The sequence below is a fragment of the Vibrio sp. LB10LO1 genome, assembly GCF_010092875.1.
Classification (GTDB): Bacteria; Pseudomonadota; Gammaproteobacteria; order Enterobacterales; family Vibrionaceae; genus Vibrio; species Vibrio campbellii.
The window spans coordinates 143608-163289 of record NZ_JAADJW010000008.1 but is presented as its reverse complement, the minus strand read 5'-3'; the positions used below and the strand labels follow the sequence as shown (position 1 = coordinate 163289).

Annotated in this window: 14 protein-coding genes; 5 read left to right on the top strand and 9 right to left on the bottom strand. The window is 46.5% G+C overall.

Features of this window, described 5'->3' with window-relative positions:
* Window positions 1–98 precede the first annotated feature (98 nt).
* Entirely contained in the window at window positions 99–281 is a 183-nt protein-coding gene (locus GXP65_RS08305; protein ID WP_020195607.1) for an AbrB/MazE/SpoVT family DNA-binding domain-containing protein, read from the top strand.
* Between the two features lie 107 nt (window positions 282–388).
* Window positions 389–1258 carry a pyridoxal kinase PdxY gene (pdxY, locus tag GXP65_RS08300; protein WP_162092524.1) on the top strand — a complete coding sequence of 290 codons (870 nt, stop codon included), beginning with the start codon at window positions 389–391 and terminating at the stop codon, window positions 1256–1258.
* A gap of 83 nt (window positions 1259–1341) precedes the next feature.
* On the opposite strand, the gene GXP65_RS08295 is transcribed toward pdxY, so the two are convergent.
* The 9 genes from GXP65_RS08295 to malT form a co-directional block, all read right to left on the bottom strand.
* Window positions 1342–1836, bottom strand: a complete 495-nt coding sequence (locus GXP65_RS08295) for a type IV pilin (RefSeq protein ID WP_162092523.1) — start codon at window positions 1834–1836, stop codon at window positions 1342–1344.
* A gap of 266 nt (window positions 1837–2102) precedes the next feature.
* Entirely contained in the window at window positions 2103–3320 is a 1218-nt protein-coding gene (gene sstT, locus GXP65_RS08290; protein ID WP_105066466.1) for a serine/threonine transporter SstT, read from the bottom strand.
* Window positions 3321–3684: 364 nt separating this feature from the next.
* Window positions 3685–4761, bottom strand: coding sequence for a ribosome small subunit-dependent GTPase A (gene rsgA / locus GXP65_RS08285; protein WP_162092522.1), 1077 nt, complete (start codon window positions 4759–4761; stop codon window positions 3685–3687).
* Between the two features lie 258 nt (window positions 4762–5019).
* Window positions 5020–5328 carry a PTS glucose/sucrose transporter subunit IIB gene (locus tag GXP65_RS08280; protein ID WP_162092521.1) on the bottom strand — a complete coding sequence of 103 codons (309 nt, stop codon included), beginning with the start codon at window positions 5326–5328 and terminating at the stop codon, window positions 5020–5022.
* Window positions 5329–5517: 189 nt separating this feature from the next.
* Window positions 5518–5985 carry a copper chaperone PCu(A)C gene (locus GXP65_RS08275; RefSeq protein WP_162092520.1) on the bottom strand — a complete coding sequence of 156 codons (468 nt, stop codon included), beginning with the start codon at window positions 5983–5985 and terminating at the stop codon, window positions 5518–5520.
* Window positions 5975–6589, bottom strand: coding sequence for an SCO family protein (locus GXP65_RS08270; protein ID WP_005532504.1), 615 nt, complete (start codon window positions 6587–6589; stop codon window positions 5975–5977). Before GXP65_RS08270 ends, GXP65_RS08275 begins: the two co-directional genes overlap by 11 nt.
* Window positions 6590–6598: 9 nt before the next feature.
* Window positions 6599–7024, bottom strand: coding sequence for a hypothetical protein (locus tag GXP65_RS08265; protein ID WP_005429251.1), 426 nt, complete (start codon window positions 7022–7024; stop codon window positions 6599–6601).
* Between the two features lie 185 nt (window positions 7025–7209).
* Window positions 7210–8127 carry a DUF368 domain-containing protein gene (locus tag GXP65_RS08260; protein ID WP_005429253.1) on the bottom strand — a complete coding sequence of 306 codons (918 nt, stop codon included), beginning with the start codon at window positions 8125–8127 and terminating at the stop codon, window positions 7210–7212.
* 930 nt (window positions 8128–9057) lie between these two features.
* Window positions 9058–11766, bottom strand: coding sequence for an HTH-type transcriptional regulator MalT (gene malT, locus GXP65_RS08255; protein WP_005429257.1), 2709 nt, complete (start codon window positions 11764–11766; stop codon window positions 9058–9060).
* 568 nt (window positions 11767–12334) lie between these two features.
* On the opposite strand from malT, the gene GXP65_RS08250 reads away from it, so the two are divergent.
* From GXP65_RS08250 to glgB, 3 genes are all read left to right on the top strand, one after another.
* The gene (locus GXP65_RS08250; protein WP_162092519.1) at window positions 12335–14788 is read left to right on the top strand and encodes a glycogen/starch/alpha-glucan phosphorylase; all 2454 of its coding nucleotides are present in this window, start codon (window positions 12335–12337) and stop codon (window positions 14786–14788) included.
* A 117-nt stretch (window positions 14789–14905) separates the two neighbouring features.
* Window positions 14906–17086: a 4-alpha-glucanotransferase gene (gene malQ, locus GXP65_RS08245; RefSeq protein ID WP_162092518.1), complete on the top strand. Its 2181-nt coding sequence runs from the start codon at window positions 14906–14908 to the stop codon at window positions 17084–17086.
* A gap of 226 nt (window positions 17087–17312) precedes the next feature.
* A complete protein-coding gene (gene glgB, locus GXP65_RS08240) occupies window positions 17313–19541 on the top strand; it encodes a 1,4-alpha-glucan branching protein GlgB (protein WP_162092517.1) in 2229 nt (742 codons plus the stop codon).
* Window positions 19542–19682: the final 141 nt, after the last annotated feature.

Genomic DNA, 19682 nt, shown 5'->3' with positions numbered 1-19682 from the left:
GTGTGGAAGGCTCTTTTGCTTTTTATCCATTCAGTAAGTTAAGGAAACAACACCACTCACAACGTGAAAACTCATTTTCGACAATTGGGGGACGAAAGATGATTAGCCAACCTGTTAAGATCGGTGACGATACCGTCGTAGTCATTCCAAGCGTGATCCTGAGCGAGCTCGGGATAAGGGAAGGGGACACCCTCGAAATTGCGCTCAATAAAGACAAAATGGAAATTAAGAAAATGGTACTGAAAACCAGCTCTCCAAACGATTCCAGCGAAGAAGGCTAGAATTGAGTTAGAGAATCTTGGTTTGTCGGATACACTACTGGTTTCGCAAATCTGGCGCTCGCCGCTGTATTTGAACTATTGATAACAACAAGAAGAGGTCTGGTACTATGCAAGGTATCCTCTCTATACAATCTCATGTTTCTTTTGGTCACGCTGGTAACAGCAGTGCCGTTTTCCCAATGCAACGCATGGGTTTCGAAGTGTGGCCTATTCACACGGTTCAATTTTCTAACCACACCCAGTATCAAGAAGGCTGGACGGGTCGCGCGTTTTCGGCTGATGACATCAGCGAATTAGTTCGTGGTCTTGGCAATATTGGTGCGCTAGAAAAGTGCCAAGCCGTTCTGACCGGTTACCAAGGAAGTGCTGAGCAATGTCTGGCAGTAGAAGATACCGTCACTAAAGTTAAACAAGCAAATCCGGAAGCGCTTTACGTGTGTGACCCAGTAATGGGCGCGCCAGACAAAGGCTGTATTGTGGCGCCGGGTATCGCAGAAAACTTGTTGAATCGTCTAATGCCAATGGCGGATGTGATCGTACCTAACCAGTTCGAACTAAGCCAATTTGCTGAGATGGAAATTCATACGTTGGATGACGCGATTAACGCTTGTCAGCGTGCGCTAGCAAAAGGCCCTAAAGTGGTGTTGGTGAAGCACCTTTACTGCCTGTCAGATGACAGCTTCAACATGCTACTTGCGACGTCAGAAGGCACTTACCTAGCGAAGCGTCCACATTTTGAATTTGTTAAAGCACCCGTAGGCGCTGGCGATTTGATTTCGGCGATTTTCACTGCTGGCTTGCTGAAAGGTTGGACGCCAAAACAAGCGTTCCAACACTGCCATGATGCTTGCTATGGCGTACTTAACGCAACTTACCAAGCGGGCGAATGGGAACTGCAAACCATTGCAGCACAACAAGAGTTCGTTGAGCCTAGCGCGCACTTCCCATTGGAAGAAGTGACACTCAGCCAAGCGTAATTTCAGGCTGTAAGCAGTAAAAAGGGAGCACTTAGCTCCCTTTTTGATTTCTATACCCTGTTCTATACAGCGTTAAGTCTGCCCTAACAGCGGGAGGTATCAACCTTAAAGCTGTGTCCATCAATGCCTTTTCCATCCATTCGGTAATAGGCGTAGCATTTTCCTGCCATCAGTGCCTCTGGTGATTCGTCATTACCGTAACCGACAATTGAATAACGATTGTTTTCGATAAAGACCAAGTCTGCTTGTTTCATCTCATCAGTGATGGTCAGATTGTCGAAAAATCCAACTTGCTCACCACACTCACTTTGGGTTTCTGGGTAGCCATTGTAAAACTCTTGATACCCAGCGGCGGTTAAAACGCACTGATCGGCCCCGTGGTCTTGCTTAAAGGCTTTCGCATTCTGATTCAGAATAGAAACGTGATACTGCATGTCAGCGAAGATCACTTGGATGGCGGCTGTGCGAGCATCAGAAGTACGTTGCTTGGAGTGATAAACGGCATAAGCGGTTAAACCACCGAGCACCACGGCTGTAAAAAGCCACTCTTTTGACGAGAATCCAGACAACAATCTCATTGGTTTTTTACCCTATGTACAACTCAACCATACGCATAACAGGGCGGGATTCTACGCATCGATTTTCGAAAATTTAAGGGCAAGTTGCGTATTTCAGAAAATCCTGACGCAAAGTTGAAGTATGATCAAAGTATGAGTAGAGGAGCATATTGCTCCTCTTGCATTTAGAGTTAATTTGGTGTGGCGGTATTAATTGGCGTTTACACAAAAAAGGGGAGCCGCGTTAGCTCCCCTTTCTATTTTTATATCTTACAGATACTCAAGTCTTACTGAATTTTCTTCTGTTCTGATTTGCAAACAGCGGCAGTGAAGATAACGTCTGTTGAGCTGTTTAGCGCTGTTTCAGCCGAGTCTTGAATCACACCGATGATGAAACCAACCGCTACAACCTGCATTGCTACGTCGTTTGAGATACCAAACAGACCACACGCCAGTGGGATAAGCAGTAGAGAACCACCTGCAACACCAGATGCGCCGCACGCTGATACCGCTGCAACAACACTTAGTAGTACTGCCGTCATTAGGTCAACTTCGATACCCATAGTGTGTACCGCTGCTAGCGTTAGGGTAGTGATAGTGATTGCTGCACCTGCCATGTTGATAGTTGCGCCTAGTGGGATAGACACTGAGTACGTATCTTCGTCTAAGTCTAGCTTCTTACATAGGTTCATGTTCACAGGAATGTTCGCAGCACTTGAACGCGTAAAGAATGCCGTTACGCCACTTTCACGTAGACATTGGAACACCAATGGGTATGGGTTTTCTTTGGTTTTGAAGTACACGATCGCTGGGTTAACCACTAGCGCGATGATCATCATTGAGCCTAGTAGTACCGCTAGGAGGTGAGCGTAGCTTGCTAGTGCGCCGAAGCCTGTTGTAGCAAACGTTGATGCAACCAAACCAAAGATACCGAAAGGCGCAAGACGAATGATGAAGCGAACAATGTGAGAAACACTGTGGCTTAGATCTTCGAATACCGCTTTTGTCGTTGCTGATGCGTGGTGAAGTGCAAGACCAAGGCCCACGCCCCAAGCAAGAATACCGATGTAGTTAGCTTCTACTAGCGCGTTTACTGGGTTATCAACCAGTTTGAACAGCAAGGTTTGTAGAACTTCTGCGATACCTTGTGGTGGCGTTGCACCTTCAGCGCCTGTTACTAGCGTTAGATTGGTCGGGAAAAGGAAGCTTAGTAACACTGCGGTTAATGCTGCAAAGAAAGTGCCCGCTAGGTAAAGAACTACGATTGGACGCATGTAAGTGTGTTGGTTTTTCTTTTGGTTCGCGATAGACGCAGCAACCAAGATGAATACCAATATTGGAGCAATCGCTTTTAGCGCACCTACAAATAGACTACCCAGCATACCAACGCTTTCAGCGTGGCTTGGTGAGATCGTTGCAAGCAAGATACCAAAGACGATACCGACAAGGATTTGGAGAACGAGGTTACCGCGAGCGTATCGGGCAACGAGACTGTTGTGTTGCATTTGCATACATCATTCCTGCAATTTTTTGCCTCAGCAACAGCGCAAATTCAGTCATCACACGGCGTAATATTCCCTTGCGTTAAGGGGGCTGAATCTTGTTATTGCGTTGCTAAGACGTCCTGATTATCAATTATCCTGTATTTATAAATTCAGCTATTTTCTTGCTGAATATCACATATCTTAGCTTGGTAATATTTTGTGTCTAGTTTTAGTTTGTTCTTAGTTTAAATGTTTGCTCAATGTTATCGTTATTGGTCTTTTGTGTTGCTTTGTATGGCAAAGTATGAATGATGATTTTTCAGTAAGTTATTAAAAAAGGAGGCCTTAGCCTCCTTTGTTCTATTGATTACGTACTGCTAACAAACTAGTAACCTTGTTGTCGTTTGCGCTTTTCGCCGACCACGCTACGTACCATTTTGCCAAACTGTTTGTTCTGCGCTCGCTGTTTTGCAAGTGTTGCACCGTTATGAGCTTGCTCGCGTAATAACTTTTGATAGTTAGTAAAGCGGCGCGACTCCAATGAACCACCTTCAATCGCGGCTTGAACCGCACATCCAGGTTCGGTTTGATGTTGGCAATCATTGAATCGGCAGTCTTCTGCTAGCGCTTCAATATCAGCAAAGGTTTCGCTGACCCCTGTTTCGCTATCTGCCAACTGGATCTCACGCATTCCTGGTGTATCCATGAGGATTGCACCAGAGGGCAGTAGATGGATTGAACGAGAGGTCGTAGTGTGTCGACCTTTGCTGTCATCTTCACGGATACCACCTGTCGCTTGTTCTTGCTCGCCAAGTAGAGTGTTCACCAAGGTGGACTTTCCTACTCCTGAAGAGCCGATGAACGCGACGGTTTGACCTTCGCCGCACCAACTCATCAACGTAGCAACGCTCGATTCGTCCAGACCATTCACGCTTTCCACCATAAGCAGCGGATCGAGTCTTTGTACTTGAGCCTTGAGTTCGTCAGCATCCTCGCATAAGTCTGCTTTCGTTAGCACAATAACAGGCTCGACGTCGGCTTCATTAACGAGTGATAAGTAACGTTCAATGCGGCTCAGGTTAAAGTCGTGGTTGAGTGAACAAACGATAAATACTGTGTCTATGTTGGCGGCGATAAGCTGCTCAGCGACCTTGCTACCTGCGGCTTTACGGCTAAATAAGCTGCGACGCTCGAGTAAACGAGAGAACTGCTGCTGGTGGTTTAATATTACCCAATCGCCAACGGTCATACTGGGTAATGATGTTTGGATAGGTAAGTGAGTTTCACCTTGTTCGCTAACCACAACGTAACCACTACGATGGTGAGCAATCACTCGCGCGAAAAGCGTGTTCTCGTAATCGTCTAACGTCAGTTGTTGTTGAAAAAATGGTTTCCAACCTAATCGCTTTAATGGGTTAGGCTGAGTTAGTAGTGTTTCACAAAAAGAATGTGTTTTATTCATTGTTGAATTATCCCAGACGCAACAAAGCGCCTTAATACAAATCGCATTAGGGTCTAATTCGCATAGAGCTGACCCCGGTGAAAACCGGGCAAAGAAGGGAGGAGTTGTGGCTTAGCCACGAGAAAAAAGTTGGACGTTTACCCTTTCACTGCCCAGTTAGTGTTATTCATTACAATCATCATATTTCCTCTTAGTTGGTGAGTTAACGGCCGGAGTATAGCGACTGTGCTCCGATTCTTACAACTCCTTTGCGCTTTTTTAGAGCGATACGTGCTTTATTCGACGTTCTTCCATCTCTTGTGAATAGGTGTTGGCTTTTACGCCGTAGATGATTTGGATATGTTGTTTATCAATGATCACCACACCATGTGCCCCGTGTGCTTTCAATGCTTTTTGATTCACGATAGAGGTGTCTTTTAGAGTTAGGCGTAATCTTGTCGCGCAAGCACCGGTTTCCACCAAGTTATCCATGCCACCGATAGCGTCAATGATGGTGTCGACGTCTTGTTCTAGATTTGGATTCACTTGCGTCAGCATTTTGAAGGCGCGAGAAAGGGCTTTTAACATCGCGAGAAACTCGTTTGGCAGCAAAGCCTTGTTTATATCTCAGCGGAGGCTGCTTCGCGCTGATTTAGGACATAAAACTTTGCATTGATTACTTGAGAGATGGTTTCTGATAGCTGTTTAGGGAAAAGATAGAGGTATAAAAAAGCTCCTCACGTTGGAGGAGCTTTGAATTGATTTTCCGATCAACAATTAATGGTGATGTTCGTGCTTTTTCATTCCCGCCGTGACTTTTTTGACCGGTGCGGTAAAGCTTTGTTTCTGACCGTTGTCGTAAGTCACGGTGACTTCGATTTCGTCGCCTTCATTAAGCGGCTGCTTAAGATCGAATAGCATGATGTGTAGACTGCCCGGTTTTAGCTCGGTGGTCCCTTTTGCCGCTAGCGTGATGTGGTCGACTTGACGCATCTTCATCATATCGCCTTCTTTAATCACATCGTGTAGCTCGACTTTTCCTGCCGCTGGGGTTTCCGCTGCAACGATATTGATGTCTTCTTGGCTTCGGTTAGCAAAGGTCACAAACACAGCGCTAGTGACCGCACCTGGCGCCATGGCTCGTGCATACGGCTCATGTGGCATCACGTTGAGATTTGCTTGCGCCAAAGGGCTTAGAAGTAGGGCGGAGAGTGCCAACGTTTTGATTGCATGCTTAGCTTTCATTGGTTTTTCCTTCTGCAGTCAGTTTGGTTATTGCCTCGACAATTGGCGCAGGCGTTAAGGTATGCGGCACTTTGGTGATGAGTGTGCCGTCAGGCTTCAAGAAATAGAAGTAAGAGCTGTGGTCGAGTGTGTATTTCAGCTCCGAGCCTTCAAGCTCTGTTTTACGGAAAATGACACCGTACTTATGAGCAAGTGGGGTGGTCACATCAAGTGGCGCTGACAGACCTTCAATCATTGGGTGGAAGTAATGGGCGTACTTAGCGGATGCATCTGCTTCGTCGCGTTCTGGATCAAGTGAGATGAACATCGGACGCAACTGTGCTTTTTGTGCATCGTCGATTTGGTTGAGAGCGCCGGCTAGCATGGCTAATGAGGTTGGGCACACATCTGGGCAGCGCGTAAAGCCAAAGTAAACAATACGAATTCGATCATCACTAGTGTCGAAGATATCGACAGGTTTATCGCCTTCGCCAAACAACACGCTTTGTTCGGTAGCGACTTGTTGCGGTTTTTTCTCTACCTCTTTTTGGCCGTCTAGATACGTTTTAGTACCAAAGCCGAGAACGAAAGCAACCACGAGAAAAAGAGACCAGTTACGGCTCATAGTTATTCCTTATCTTTGCATTTTGAGGGCTGGGTAGATGGTGTCTTTACCGTCGGAAAGCTCACCAACCCACGTCATTGAATCTTGTGTACAAACGGGCAATGTCACATCGCCCACAAATTTACCCGGCGCCACTTTCTTCAGCATGAATTTTGGCTCGCCCATTTCCATTTCTCGACCAACCAAACTTAATACGAGCTGATCCGCTTCGCTGTCTTGCCATTCGACTTCGAGCTGAGCTGGGATCAGAGGTTGAGCAGTATCGACGCTAAGCGTCATCGCAACATCATGTTGGATGCAAGGTTCAGTAGAGAGGAAACAGTATTCATCGAGCGACTTAGGCTCGGGCGCTGAAGAGAAGTTTTTGAACAGGGTAGGCGCGTAAAAGCCAGCAACCAGTGCAACGGCTATCCCTGCGATTTGTAACACTTTCATTAAGATTCAGTATTTATCACTTAACATTGCCAGCATCCTAGCACAGATGGGATGTAGGAAAACTCGTAACTTCAACAAATTGTGCACTATCCCGATCTATTTGAAACTTTTTTTTTTGTAAAGCGTAAACAAAAAAAGCGGAGCCAATGGCTCCGCTTCCTAAATGTTTAAACAGTGATTTTGCTCTACTTGTTTGAATCTGCAAACTTCTCTAAACCAAGCACCAGCGCGATAGCAGCTAGCATCATGATAACGGCTAACACCAGTTGTGATGGTTGAGACGTGATGTGCTCAAACTCAAACGGTGACAGGTTTTGCTCTAGCAATGGTACTTGTTCACCTTTCGAGTTTGTACGCCATGTTAGCGTCTCTTTCCAAGGCCAGATCTTTGGCAGCGTACCGATCATCAAGCCTGTTAGGAACATCAGAGTGACATCGCGGAACTTGCGGAGTAACCAAGATAACAGATGAGAGAAAGACAACAGACCGACCACACAGCCAACAAGGAACAGCGCAAGGATATCAATTTGGAAACCTTTCACTGCGCCTAAAACAGGTGCGTACATGCCAATCAACAGCAGAATAAAGCTACCTGAGATGCCCGGTAGAATCATCGCACAGATTGCGATGGCACCAGCAAGAATGGTGTTGATCGCCGTTGGTTCCATATGAAGTGGTTTTAGCACCGTGATGCTGTAAGCAAAGCCAACACCAATTAATAGTGCGACAAAGCGAATCGCATCGCGCTTTTCTACTTGGCGAATGATGTGGTAAACCGACACCAAAATCAGACCAAAGAAGAATGACCAAATCGGAATTGGATGGGTCTCTAGTAACCAACTGATCAGTTTGGCCAGAGTTGCGATGCTGGTGAAGATGCCTGCAAACAATGAAATCAGGAAGAAGCCGTTAATGTGGCTAAATGCGGCTTTGAAGCCATCTTTTTTCCAAATCGAGAAAAGTGATGGGTTAATACGTCGAATGCTTTCTAGCAGCGTGTCGTAAATGCCGGTAATGAATGCGATGGTGCCGCCTGATACGCCAGGGACAACATCAGCTGCACCCATAGCCATTCCTTTAAAGTAGGTGATTAGATAGTTCATTTCTCAAGTACTAAGTCATGTTGATGGCAGTGAGTATACAAACATTGATGTCAAAAAAGTATGAAATAGTGCTGCTGAAGATATCGAAATGATTGCTTATCAGAACATCTCGGGTGAAGTTGCGAGTTTCAACAAACCAAAACAGGCAGATAAGCGAGATTGGACGACAAAGACGTTGAAATATAAAAATCGACAAATGGTATAAATTGCCTAGGGCAAACGATAATTCTGGTGAATTTGGTTAATTGATGATTTATTTATCACTTATGTGACCAGTTTGCGTCTTGCAATTGCGCTTTGCATTTTGGTTTTGCATAATGCAAAAGTTGAGGATGTAACAAGATTTGATATGAGATCTTGTGCCCAAAAATAGTGCTTTTCAAATTGGCATGATTAATGCATAATTCTTTTCGACCCTTCTTAAGCCGAGGGTCACCTAGCCAACTGACGTTGTTAGTGAATACACATTGTTCACAAAATACATAAGCCAATCGCCCTAATTGCGGTTGGCTATTTTTTTGTTTGTAATATACCCAAGTGACTTCAAAATGCAGGATTCAGAGCGTTGTCATTGATTCGGGGGCAAGGAAAACAACGCCGTGTAATAGCTAGCTCTTTCCAAGTTGTTTGACGCAGCAATCGAGTCAATGACACGCTCCCGAAGGGCACTCTTTACAAATAGTAAGGGTCTTGGCTTGTATACTTTGTTGCCGATTCTTGATTTAGACCCACTAAACCTTTAAATCGCCGCCGCGTCTACAAACCAAGTCATTCTCGCTGAAAACCTAGCATCTCGAGGTTACTTGGGTATATATGTACAACGTTTCCTACGTGCTTTGCAATTTGCACTTTTCAAAGATTATTGAGTAATAAAAAAGGGCTGACGCATAACGCCAACCCTTGTGTTCACCACTTATTTACTTAATCCAATCAGTAACCCATTAGTTGCAATAAGTTTTCCGCTGTTACGATCGCTTCCTTACGGTTGGCAATGTTGAGCTTCTGGTACAAGTTACGAATGTGAGTCTTAATTGTTGTGCCTGCGACATCCAACTCTTGTGCGATTTGTTCGTTACTAAAGCCTGAGTAAATCAGGCCAAGTACTTGCCATTCGCGTTGAGTCAGTGGGCTAGTACGAACCAATTCTGGTACATTCGGGTGATTGACTAGCTTCTCGATAAAGTCTTCATCGAAGTGAATAGAACGGCTGCGTTGGTTAGATGAAATGTCTTTCATCAACTGTTGCGCACGATGGCGTTCTAGATCGCCCAATTCATGACGCAAGCTCAGCTTCTCTAGCAGACCACCAATGGTTGCGCCGTCAGTTAAGAAGTTACCTACCATGCCTGTCTGATTTGTCATGACCAGTGCTTCTTTCAGCAGTGTTTTGGCTTGCTCTTCGTCTTTCTGGCGTGCTGCCAAGATGGCTTCGACAACCAAGTTACGGTTCGTATCCGTCACCAAATTCGTACGGCGAGCTTCGCTTTGTAAAAAGTCCAGTGCTTCGCGCGCTTCATCATACTGACCAAGGTTGATATGAGCACGAGCAATATTACGCCATTGCAACTGTTGGAAGTGGTTACATGCCGATTCAGGACGAACGGCGGTGTTCAACCATTCTTGAATCGCTTCTGTATTGCCGCGCGCTTGCCAGAATAAGATCAGAGAAAGTGAGGCATTTGCTGTCCAGTCAACGTGGTAAGTGGATTGCTTCATCAAATGCTGGATGTGTTCGATGAATTTGCCAGCTTTATCCAACTCACCACGGCCAATGGCAATGCGAGCCAACATTGAGTAGCTGTGTAAGTGTTTACTTGGTGAGTGGTTTTCTAGGATTTGCAGGCCTTTGTACGCACATTCTTCCGCTTCATCCAAACGGTTCCAGCACCACAATACCTGCGCACGAATACGTAACAAGAACTCATGAAGAGGAACGTGTTGAAGTTGCTGATCTTCAATCAGACGGAAGCCTGAATCTTGAAGTTCAAATGCGGCTTGAACGTAGCCTTGGGCGATCATGATTTCGCTTTGCTGCAAGATTGCCCACAACGCTTGGTGGTAAACCTGATACTGGCGCGCCAGTTTTTCGGTTTGCTGCATCATTGGCAATGCGCGATCCAGTTTGCCTAATACGTGGTTAACTTCGCCGACGACCGACGTAGCCACAATACGGCTGCGGTATACGGTTGGGTCAAGCTGACTTAAGGCAAGCTCGGCAAGTTCTAATGCGTGCTCTGGTTGGTTGCTGTTGATCGCGACCTGAGCGAGTAGGGCATTTGCTTGGCCTTGATAGCCAGAATCGATCTCAATATTACGCTTTTTGTGCTCTTCTTCTGCTTCTGCTAGCAGTTTGCCTACTTGGTTATAGCGGTGTTGACTCTGCGCTAGCCAAGCGCGCAACATCGATAATTTCGGATGGCTGAACAGCAGATCTTTATCAAGTTGGTTGATGGCAGACTCTAGGGTTGTCAACTCGCCTTGGTTGAACATCTTCCAGCCGAACTCATTCAAAATTTCTACGATCAGGTCGGTGTCGTTGGACTTTTGGGCGTGATGAATCGCTTGATGAGGGGCCTTTTGTTTAAGCCAAGCAACCGCGGCATTTCGGTGTAGGTCTTTTTCTTGTTGAGGAATGCGAGCAAGGCGTTCATGAGACAAGAACTCACCAAATAGGTTATGGAAGCGGAACCAGTTTTGCTCACCTTCTAATGGATAGATAAACAAGCCGAAGCGGTTGAGTGATTCAATCATGCCTAGCGCGTCTTCACGCTGAGTCAGGGCAAACACGAGCTCGTCGTTAAAGTGGTCAAGCACCGACACTTGCATTAAGAAATGACGGGTTTCTTGGTCGAGAAGGTCAAAGACTTCCTCTACGAGGTAATCCCACAGATGCGCGTGGTTAAACTGAGACACCGATTCTACGGTTTGTGCCAGTGTGCGGTTCTGGTGCTGCGCCTGCAGTGCGATTAGCTGTAGTGCAGATGGCCAGCCCTCTACGTAAGTGCGCAGGTTATTGGCCATATCTTCATCGATGCCATCGGCAATGCGTTGGTTAAAGAAACGAGTGGTTTCTTCGGTATCGAACGCCAACATTTCGTTGCCAATTTCAATCATCAGATCACGGACGCGAAGGTTCGCAGTGCCCAATGGTGGCGCCGCACGGCTAGTGACCACCACAGTCAGGTTGTCTGGCATGTGCTTTAGGAAGAAGCGCATTGACTCGTGAATTTCGTCGTTAGTGATCAAATGGTAGTCATCTAAAACGACATAGCACTCGTGCTGAAAATCCGCCATCTCAGCGAAAACTTCGCTGAATAAAGAGCGTAAAGAAGAGAACTGACGTTTCTCAGCCAATTTTTGTGCGTTGGAACAGTTGTAGTTGGTGGCTTTGTTTAAAGCTTGCAGCAAATAGTTGACGAAGCGAAAACCATCGTTGTCACTGTCATCTATGCTGTACCAACCCACATTCGGTTTATCTGATAGCCACTGTGCTGCCATGGTGGTTTTCCCGTAACCAGCTGGCGAGCGAAACAGTACCAGTTTGTAGTAAGGCGCTTGTTGTAGTAAGTCCAATACTCGCGGGCGGACGATCGCATTATGCAAGCGGCCAGGGCGAGTAAGTTTTGATGGAATCCACATTATTAATTCTGTCCTTAAATTTTTTAAGCTAGCGAAACTAGAAATTGACTCACACCACTAAATTCTAGTTTGTATAAAAAGTGTACAAGCTTGCGAGTCGTTGTGGATGTTACGACATCAGAAATGCCTCTTACTTTGATCCACTTCCTAATTCTCGAGAGTTGATGTAAATGCCATCAACTACGCCCTGTATTTGTGATTTTGGTCACTTAAAAGCCAGTGGTATTGATCCCATGTAGAAAGAGTTGCACATCTATTAAGGAGAAATTATCAATGTTAAAAGACGTAATGTGATCGATAAGACAGTTTTTACAATGGAGTGAGAAGGGTGAATAAAAAACGTCATGAACAAATTTTAATCTTTCCATTAGGTGGCTGTGATCCGAATCACTAAGAATCGGACGATAGGCTGCTGTGTTGCGATTTAGATCACTAAGTTTGCAAGCTTACGCCCTCTACGCCCTACCCCCTCCTCCTTGTGGGGAGGACAAATGGGAGGATGTTTATTCACAGAGGGAAATGCACGATGTATGGCAGATGAATTACTAAAAGACGTGAGAATTTCTTAATGAAACCTACTCAACAGAAACAATTTGACAAGAAGTCGTTCCAAGAAAGCGTGAAGAAACATCTATCTGTAACTTACGCTCACACGATTGAAAATGCAGATAGCCGCGCATGGTACCTAGCAATGGGTCGCGCACTGGCTGAATTTACGACTTGTGATTTGCTTGCTACTGAAGCGGACGCTCGCATCCAAGAAGCGAAAAGCGTTAACTACCTTTCACTAGAATTCCTTATCGGTCGTTTGACTGGTAACAACCTAATCAGCATGGGTCTTTACGAAGAGATCACTGAAGCTATGGCTGAGCTAGGTCACAACCTAACAGACCTTCTAGAAGAAGAACGCGACCCGTCACTGGGTAACGGTGGTCTAGGTCGTCTAGCAGCATGTTTCATGGATTCATGTGCAGCACAAGAATTCCCAACTGTAGGTTACGGCCTGCATTACGAATACGGTCTATTTAAGCAGTCGTTCAAAGACGGCCGCCAACAAGAAGCACCAGACGCATGGCGTGGTGTAGAAGGTTACCCTTGGGAAGTGGCTCGCCCTGAGCTTGCGCAAGAAATCGGCTTCTACGGTCACGTTGAAGTGGTAAACGAGAACGGTAAAGAAGTTCGTAAATGGGTTCCTGGCATGTCTGTAAAAGCAATGCCTTGGGATCTACCTATCGTAGGTTACGAATCAGACACGGTTTACCCTCTACGTCTTTGGGAATGTCAGGCAATTGCACCATTCTCACTAGAAAGCTTTAACAACGGTGATTACTTCGAAGCTCAGCACGCGCTGATCGACGCAGGTAACATCACTAAAGTGCTTTACCCGAACGACAACCACGAAAAAGGTAAAACACTGCGTCTAATGCAACAGTACTTCCACTCAGCAGCGTCTGTACGCGACATCCTACGTCGCCACGAAGCAGCAGGTTACTCGCTAGCGGATCTACCTAAGCAAGAGACAATCCAGCTTAACGATACGCACCCAACAATTGCTATCCCTGAGCTAATGCGCATCCTAGTGGACGAAAAAGGTCTTACTTGGGAAGCGGCTTGGGAAATCAGTTCTCAGACATTCGCGTACACTAACCACACGCTACTTCCAGAAGCACTAGAGACATGGCCAGAGTCGCTAATCCAGCGTCTACTTCCACGTCACATGGAAATCATTTTTGAAATCAACCACCGCTTCCTACAAGAAGTTCGTAAGATGTGGCCTGGTGACGGTGAGAAGCAAGCGAAGCTTTCTATCATCCAAGAAGGTTTCAACCGCATGGTTCGCATGGCTAACCTATGTGTGATTGGTTCTTACGCGGTAAACGGCGTAGCAGCACTTCACTCTGAGTTGGTTAAGAAAGACCTATTCCCAGAGTTCCACGAGATGTACCCAACTCGTCTACACAACGTAACGAACGGTATCACGCCACGTCGTTGGTTGAAGTTCTGTAACCCAGGTCTTTCTAAGTTAATCACTGAGAAAATTGGTCCAGAATGGCCAGCGAAACTAGAGCAGCTAGAAGGTATTGCTAAGTACGCAACAGACGCGAAATTCCAAAAAGAATTCATGGCTGTTAAGAAAGAGAACAAAGAGCGCCTAGCTAACTGGGTGAAAGAGAACATGGGTATCGAACTAGATACTAATGCTATCTTCGATGTTCAAATCAAGCGTCTACACGAGTACAAGCGTCAGCACCTAGATCTGCTGCACATTCTGTCTCTATACCACCGCATCCTGAACGAACCAGGTTTCGAGTGTGAGCCACGCGTATGTTTCTTCGCAGCAAAAGCTGCACCGGGTTACCACCTAGCGAAAGAAATTATGTTCGCAGTGAACAAGGTTGCAGAGAAGATCAACAATGATCCTCGCATCGGTAACAAGCTGAAAGTGGTATTCATCCCTGACTACCGCGTGAGCATGGCTGAGATCATCATCCCTGCGGCAGACGTTTCACAACAAATCTCGCTAGCGGGTAAAGAAGCATCTGGTACAGGTAACATGAAGATGGCTCTTAACGGTGCCCTAACTATCGGTACGATGGATGGTGCTAACGTTGAGATTCGTGAAGAAGTGGGCGACGAGAACATCTACATCTTCGGTCTTGATGTTGAAGGCGTGAAAGCGGTTAAAGCAGCTGGCTACAACCCTTACGACTACTACAACGCAGATCACCTACTGAAAGCGTCTCTAGACCTACTAACAGGTGAAGAGTTTACGCCAGGTCAACCAGGCCTACTACGCGCTACATTCGATAGCCTACTAGATGGCGGTGACCCATACCTATGTCTTGCTGACTTCGCATCTTATGTGAAAGCGCATGAAGAAATGGGCAAACAATACAAAGACCAAGCAGGCTGGGCTAAGAAAGCGATTCTTAACACTGCCCTAGTTGGTAAGTTCACATCAGATCGCTCTATCCGCGACTACGTGAACAACATCTGGAAACTTGAAGCGGTGAAACGCTAATAGGACCCAGTTAAGACCAAGGTAGCCGAGTGCTACCTTTGGTCATTTTCAAGAATTAGTTATTGATAACAATAAAACCCTACATGGAAGGTGTTGGTATTACCTTCGGAGAAAGCGATGAAAGAACAAACAGCATTAAAGAAAGTCGCAGACATGGCGCGATTAGCTGATAGCTACGTCAGCGCGTGGGGAGACGAGGCAAAAGTTTCTGAAGAAACACTGCGCCGCTTGCTCACTTCACTTGGCTACGATACTAGCAGCGATGAGAAGCTATTGGCTTCTGCTGAGAAAAAACATAAGAAAGACGTACTAGCCCCTGTTCTTGTTTTACGCGACGGCGACCCAGTCGAAGTGGAACTAAACCTAGGTACGAGTGCTCGTGAGAGCGAATTTAGCTGGCGTTTAGAAACAGAACAAGGAGAGGTACTTGAAGGCTATCTTCAGTCGCAAATTGTTCGTGATGAACGAGCTGAGGGTGGCCCTCTAGTGTTTGCATTGCCAAAGAACTTGGCATGGGGTTACCACAAACTGATCATCAGCCGTAAGCGTCGCAAGACCCCTTACGAAATGTCGCTGATCATCACACCTAAAGCGTGTTTCAAACAAGAAGACCTAAACCAACACAAAAAGCTATGGGGTCCAAGCATCCAGCTTTATACACTGCGTACTCAGCACAACTGGGGTATCGGTGACTTCGGTGACCTGAAGCAGTTGGTGAGTGACATCGCATCTCGTGGCGGTGACTTCATTGGTTTGAACCCAATTCATTCATTGTTCCCAGCGAACCCAGAAGGTGCGAGCCCATACAGCCCGTCTTCTCGTCGTTGGTTGAACATCATGTACATCGACGTAAGCTCTGTGCCTGAATTTGCGCTAAGTGCAGAAGCACAACAACGCGTTGGCAGCGCTGAATTCCAACAACGTCTACAAAAAGCACGTGAATCACATTGGGTGAACTACACCGAAGTGTCTGAGCTTAAGATGAGCATTCTTCCGCTGCTATTTAGCGAGTTTAAAGCGCGTCATCTAGACAAGAACACAGACCGTGCTCGTGCATTCCTTGAGTTTGTAGAACTTGGTGGCGAGAGCCTGCTTCACCAAGCGGCATTCGATGCGCTACACGGTGAACTGCACGCTGAAGATTCAAGCGTTTGGGGTTGGCCGGTATTCCCTGAGAAGTTCCGCACGTTCGATGCAGCAGCAACTCAGAAGTACATCAAAGACAACGCAGATCGTGTTCACCTGTACATGTACCTACAGTGGATTGCAGACGATCAAATCAAAGAAGCGCAAGCGCTAGCTGAAGAAAAAGGCATGACAGTTGGTCTGTACCGCGACCTTGCTGTAGGTGTTGCAGATTCAGGCAGCGAGACTTGGGCTGACGACGGCGCGCTAGTATTGGATGCAAGCATCGGTGCACCACCAGATGTGCTTGGCCCACTAGGCCAAAACTGGGGTCTACCACCGCTAAACCCACAAGTGTTGGAAGCAACAGGCTACGATGCATACATCAAGCTACTGCGTGCAAACATGAAACACTGTGGCGCACTGCGTATTGACCACGTTCTTGGTCTGCTTCGTTTATGGTGGATTCCAAAAGGCGAGAAAGCGACAGAAGGTGCTTACCTGTATTACCCAGTTGAAGACATGCTAGCAATCCTAGCACTTGAGTCTCACCGTCATCAGTGTTCTGTAATCGGTGAAGACTTGGGTACTGTGCCTGATGAAATCGTAGATATCCTACGTGACGCAGGTGTCCACTCATACAAAGTGTTCTTCTTCGAAACATCAAAAGACGACGGCGGCTTTATTTCTCCGAAGCACTACGCTGAGCAGTCTATGGCGGCACTGTGTACGCACGATATGCCAACACTACGTGGTTTCTGGCACTGCGACGACTTGAAGATGGGTCGTGAGATCGGTCTATACCCAGACGAGCAACAATTAGAAGGTCTATTTGAGGATCGTTTGAAGTGTAAGCAAGGCATTCTCGACAGCGTACGTTGGCACGGTTACCTGCCAGAAGGTATCGGCTATGATGCGCAATACGTACCAATGGACTCTTACCTAAGTGAAGCATTGCAGTTGCATGTGGCTGCGGGTGATTCAGCACTACTGAGTGTTCAGCTTGAAGACTGGCTAGAGATGGACCAACCGGTCAACATTCCTGGCACGGTCGATGAGTATCCAAACTGGCGTCGTAAACTGTCGATGAACCTCGATGAAATCTTCAGCCGTGAAGACGTTAACCGTATTTCTAAGCGCCTGACTGAAGTGCGCGCGAAAGCGAGCAAATAAGGTGGAATGAGTGATGTAGGAATCCGCGAATTTAATTGCGCTGAGGTACGAAAGTACAGCCTAGGTCACTCATTAAATCGGCACAATCCGTTAGGATGGAGTACCGTTATTATGCCCGCAACAATAGCGGGCATTTTTGTTTTTTGACGCTATTTTATTCATCTCTTGGATAGAGTGCGGCTTTTTATAATTGTGTGAATTCACAACGTTTGGCTGAGGAAATCCGATGTTCAAAAACCATAAGGAGAATATCGGTGCTAGGGAGAAAGATTTGAAAACCAAGGTAAAGAAAAAACACGAACGCGCTTACCAATTATTAGCTGAGGCGGCTTACTCAGACCCGTTTGCGTCACTTGGTCCATTCATTGATGACGGCGAAGGATCGTTACGCGTTTGGATGCCAGGTGCAGACAAAGTTGAATTGGTTATCAGCGGCGAACCTCGAATTGAGCTAGAGCGTGAAGATGAAAGCGGCTTCATCTTAAAAGACAAGCGTGACTTGCATCTAACGCATTACCAACTTGCAGTCGACTGGAATGGTGTAGAGCAGCTCATCGACGACCCTTACCAATACCACAACATTTATCAAGAATACGAACATCTACACACACCAAAAGACATGTACCGCTACATGGGTTCACAGTTTGTGACCAGCGAGCGCGGTGGTGAAAACATCTCTGGTGTTCGTTTCCTTGTTTATGCGCCTCATGCATCTGCTATCAGCCTAGTGGGTAGCTTTAACCAGTGGGATGGCCGTCGTCATCCAATGCAACGCTTAGATTACGGTATTTGGGGCCTATTCATTCCTGGTTTGGAAGAGGGCGTACAATACAAATTTGAACTCAAAGGTCCAAATGGGGAAGGTCTTCCTCATAAACAAGACCCTTGGGGCTTCTACTCTGAACAATACCCGTCATTCGCGTCGATCACATACGATCACAACCGTTACCAATGGCAAGATGCGAAATGGCAAAACCGTCCAGTGACGCAGAAACGTGATGAAGCGTTGTCTTTCTACGAACTGCACGCGGGTTCCTGGAAGCGCAACGCAGACGGCGATTTCCTAAACTACCGTGAACTGGCCGCTGAGTTAGTACCTTACCTTGTAGACATGGGCTACACCCACGTTGAACTGATGCCAGTTTCTGAACATCCGTTCTTTGGCTCTTGGGGTTACCAACCTGTTGGCTTGTTTGCGCCGACCAGTCGTTACGGCTCTCCGGATGATTTCAAGTTCTTCGTTGATGCGTGTCACCAAGCTGGCTTGGGCGTGGTACTGGATTGGGTACCTGCGCACTTCCCGTCGGATGATCATGGCTTAGCGAATTTTGATGGTACGCCTCTGTTCCACGATCCAGATCCTCGCCGTGGTTGGCACCAAGACTGGAACTCTTACATCTACGATCTAGGTCGTGAGCATGTGCGCCGTTTCCTTGTGTCTAACGCGCTTTACTGGTTTGAGCAATTCCATATTGATGGTATCCGTGTGGACGCTGTCGCGTCGATGCTCTACCTAGACTACTCACGCAGTCACGATCAGTGGATTCCAAATGTGGACGGCGGTAACGAGAACTACGATGCGATCGCAACGCTGAAGTGGATGAACGAAGAAGTGTACAAGCACTTCCCGAATGCAATGACCATTGCAGAAGAATCGACGGCATTCCCGGGCGTATCTGCACCGACCTTTATGGGCGGTTTAGGCTTTGGCTTTAAGTGGAATATGGGTTGGATGCACGACAGTCTTTCTTACATCCAAGAAGACCCTATTCATCGCAAATACCACCATAATACCATCACATTCCCGCTTGTTTACGCACACAGCGAGAACTATGTGCTGTCGCTATCTCATGATGAAGTGGTGTACGGCAAAGGCTCTATCCATAACAAGATGCCGGGTGATGAATGGCAACAAACGGCGAACCTACGTGCTTACTTCGGTTACATGTATGGTCAACCGGGTAAGAAGCTAAACTTCATGGGCGCTGAGCTTGGTCAGACCGCAGAATGGAACCACGACGATCAGTTGCAATGGTTCTTACTAGAATTTGGTCGTCACCAAGGTGTGCAAGCGCTGATTCGAGACTTGAACCATTTGTACCGTGATGAAGCGGCGATGCACGATCAAGATTGTGTGCCAGCTGGTTTTGAATGGCGTTTGCAAGATGAAGCGGAAGCAAGCATTCTTGCGCACGAGCGTATTAGCCAAGATGGCGAACGCGTATTAGTGATCAGCAACTTTACCCCAGTGCCGCATGAAAATTTCCGTTTGGGCGTGCCGATGGAAGGTAAGTACGAACTTCTGCTTAACACGGACGATGCGAAATACGACGGCAGCGGTTTTGATGTGCTAAACAGCGTAGAAGCGCAAGAAGTAGAAAGTGAGTCACTACCTCAATCTCTAGAGTTGCGTTTGCCACCGCTATCGACGGTATTCTACAAGCTGATTAAATAATTGCCTATAATCAGATGCTAAGCCCGGTTTACATTGTAAATCGGGCTTTTTTTAACCAATTTTTGACCTTGTAAACTTGTTGTTCTACCTTGAATCAGGCAATCTTCGCTCCCATTTAATTAAACAGCCACAAATAGAGAT

Bases quoted from the DNA above. Each gene is read 5' to 3' on its own strand.
- GXP65_RS08305 (WP_020195607.1), top strand. From the start codon at position 99: ATGATTAGCCAACCTGTTAAGATCGGTGACGATACCGTCGTAGTCATT.
- pdxY (WP_162092524.1), top strand. From the start codon at position 389: ATGCAAGGTATCCTCTCTATACAATCTCATGTTTCTTTTGGTCACGCT.
- GXP65_RS08295 (WP_162092523.1), bottom strand. From the start codon at position 1,836: ATGAGATTGTTGTCTGGATTCTCGTCAAAAGAGTGGCTTTTTACAGCC.
- sstT (WP_105066466.1), bottom strand. From the start codon at position 3,320: ATGCAACACAACAGTCTCGTTGCCCGATACGCTCGCGGTAACCTCGTT.
- rsgA (WP_162092522.1), bottom strand. From the start codon at position 4,761: ATGAATAAAACACATTCTTTTTGTGAAACACTACTAACTCAGCCTAAC.
- GXP65_RS08280 (WP_162092521.1), bottom strand. From the start codon at position 5,328: ATGTTAAAAGCCCTTTCTCGCGCCTTCAAAATGCTGACGCAAGTGAAT.
- GXP65_RS08275 (WP_162092520.1), bottom strand. From the start codon at position 5,985: ATGAAAGCTAAGCATGCAATCAAAACGTTGGCACTCTCCGCCCTACTT.
- GXP65_RS08270 (WP_005532504.1), bottom strand. From the start codon at position 6,589: ATGAGCCGTAACTGGTCTCTTTTTCTCGTGGTTGCTTTCGTTCTCGGC.
- GXP65_RS08265 (WP_005429251.1), bottom strand. From the start codon at position 7,024: ATGAAAGTGTTACAAATCGCAGGGATAGCCGTTGCACTGGTTGCTGGC.
- GXP65_RS08260 (WP_005429253.1), bottom strand. From the start codon at position 8,127: ATGAACTATCTAATCACCTACTTTAAAGGAATGGCTATGGGTGCAGCT.
- malT (WP_005429257.1), bottom strand. From the start codon at position 11,766: ATGTGGATTCCATCAAAACTTACTCGCCCTGGCCGCTTGCATAATGCG.
- GXP65_RS08250 (WP_162092519.1), top strand. From the start codon at position 12,335: ATGAAACCTACTCAACAGAAACAATTTGACAAGAAGTCGTTCCAAGAA.
- malQ (WP_162092518.1), top strand. From the start codon at position 14,906: ATGAAAGAACAAACAGCATTAAAGAAAGTCGCAGACATGGCGCGATTA.
- glgB (WP_162092517.1), top strand. From the start codon at position 17,313: ATGTTCAAAAACCATAAGGAGAATATCGGTGCTAGGGAGAAAGATTTG.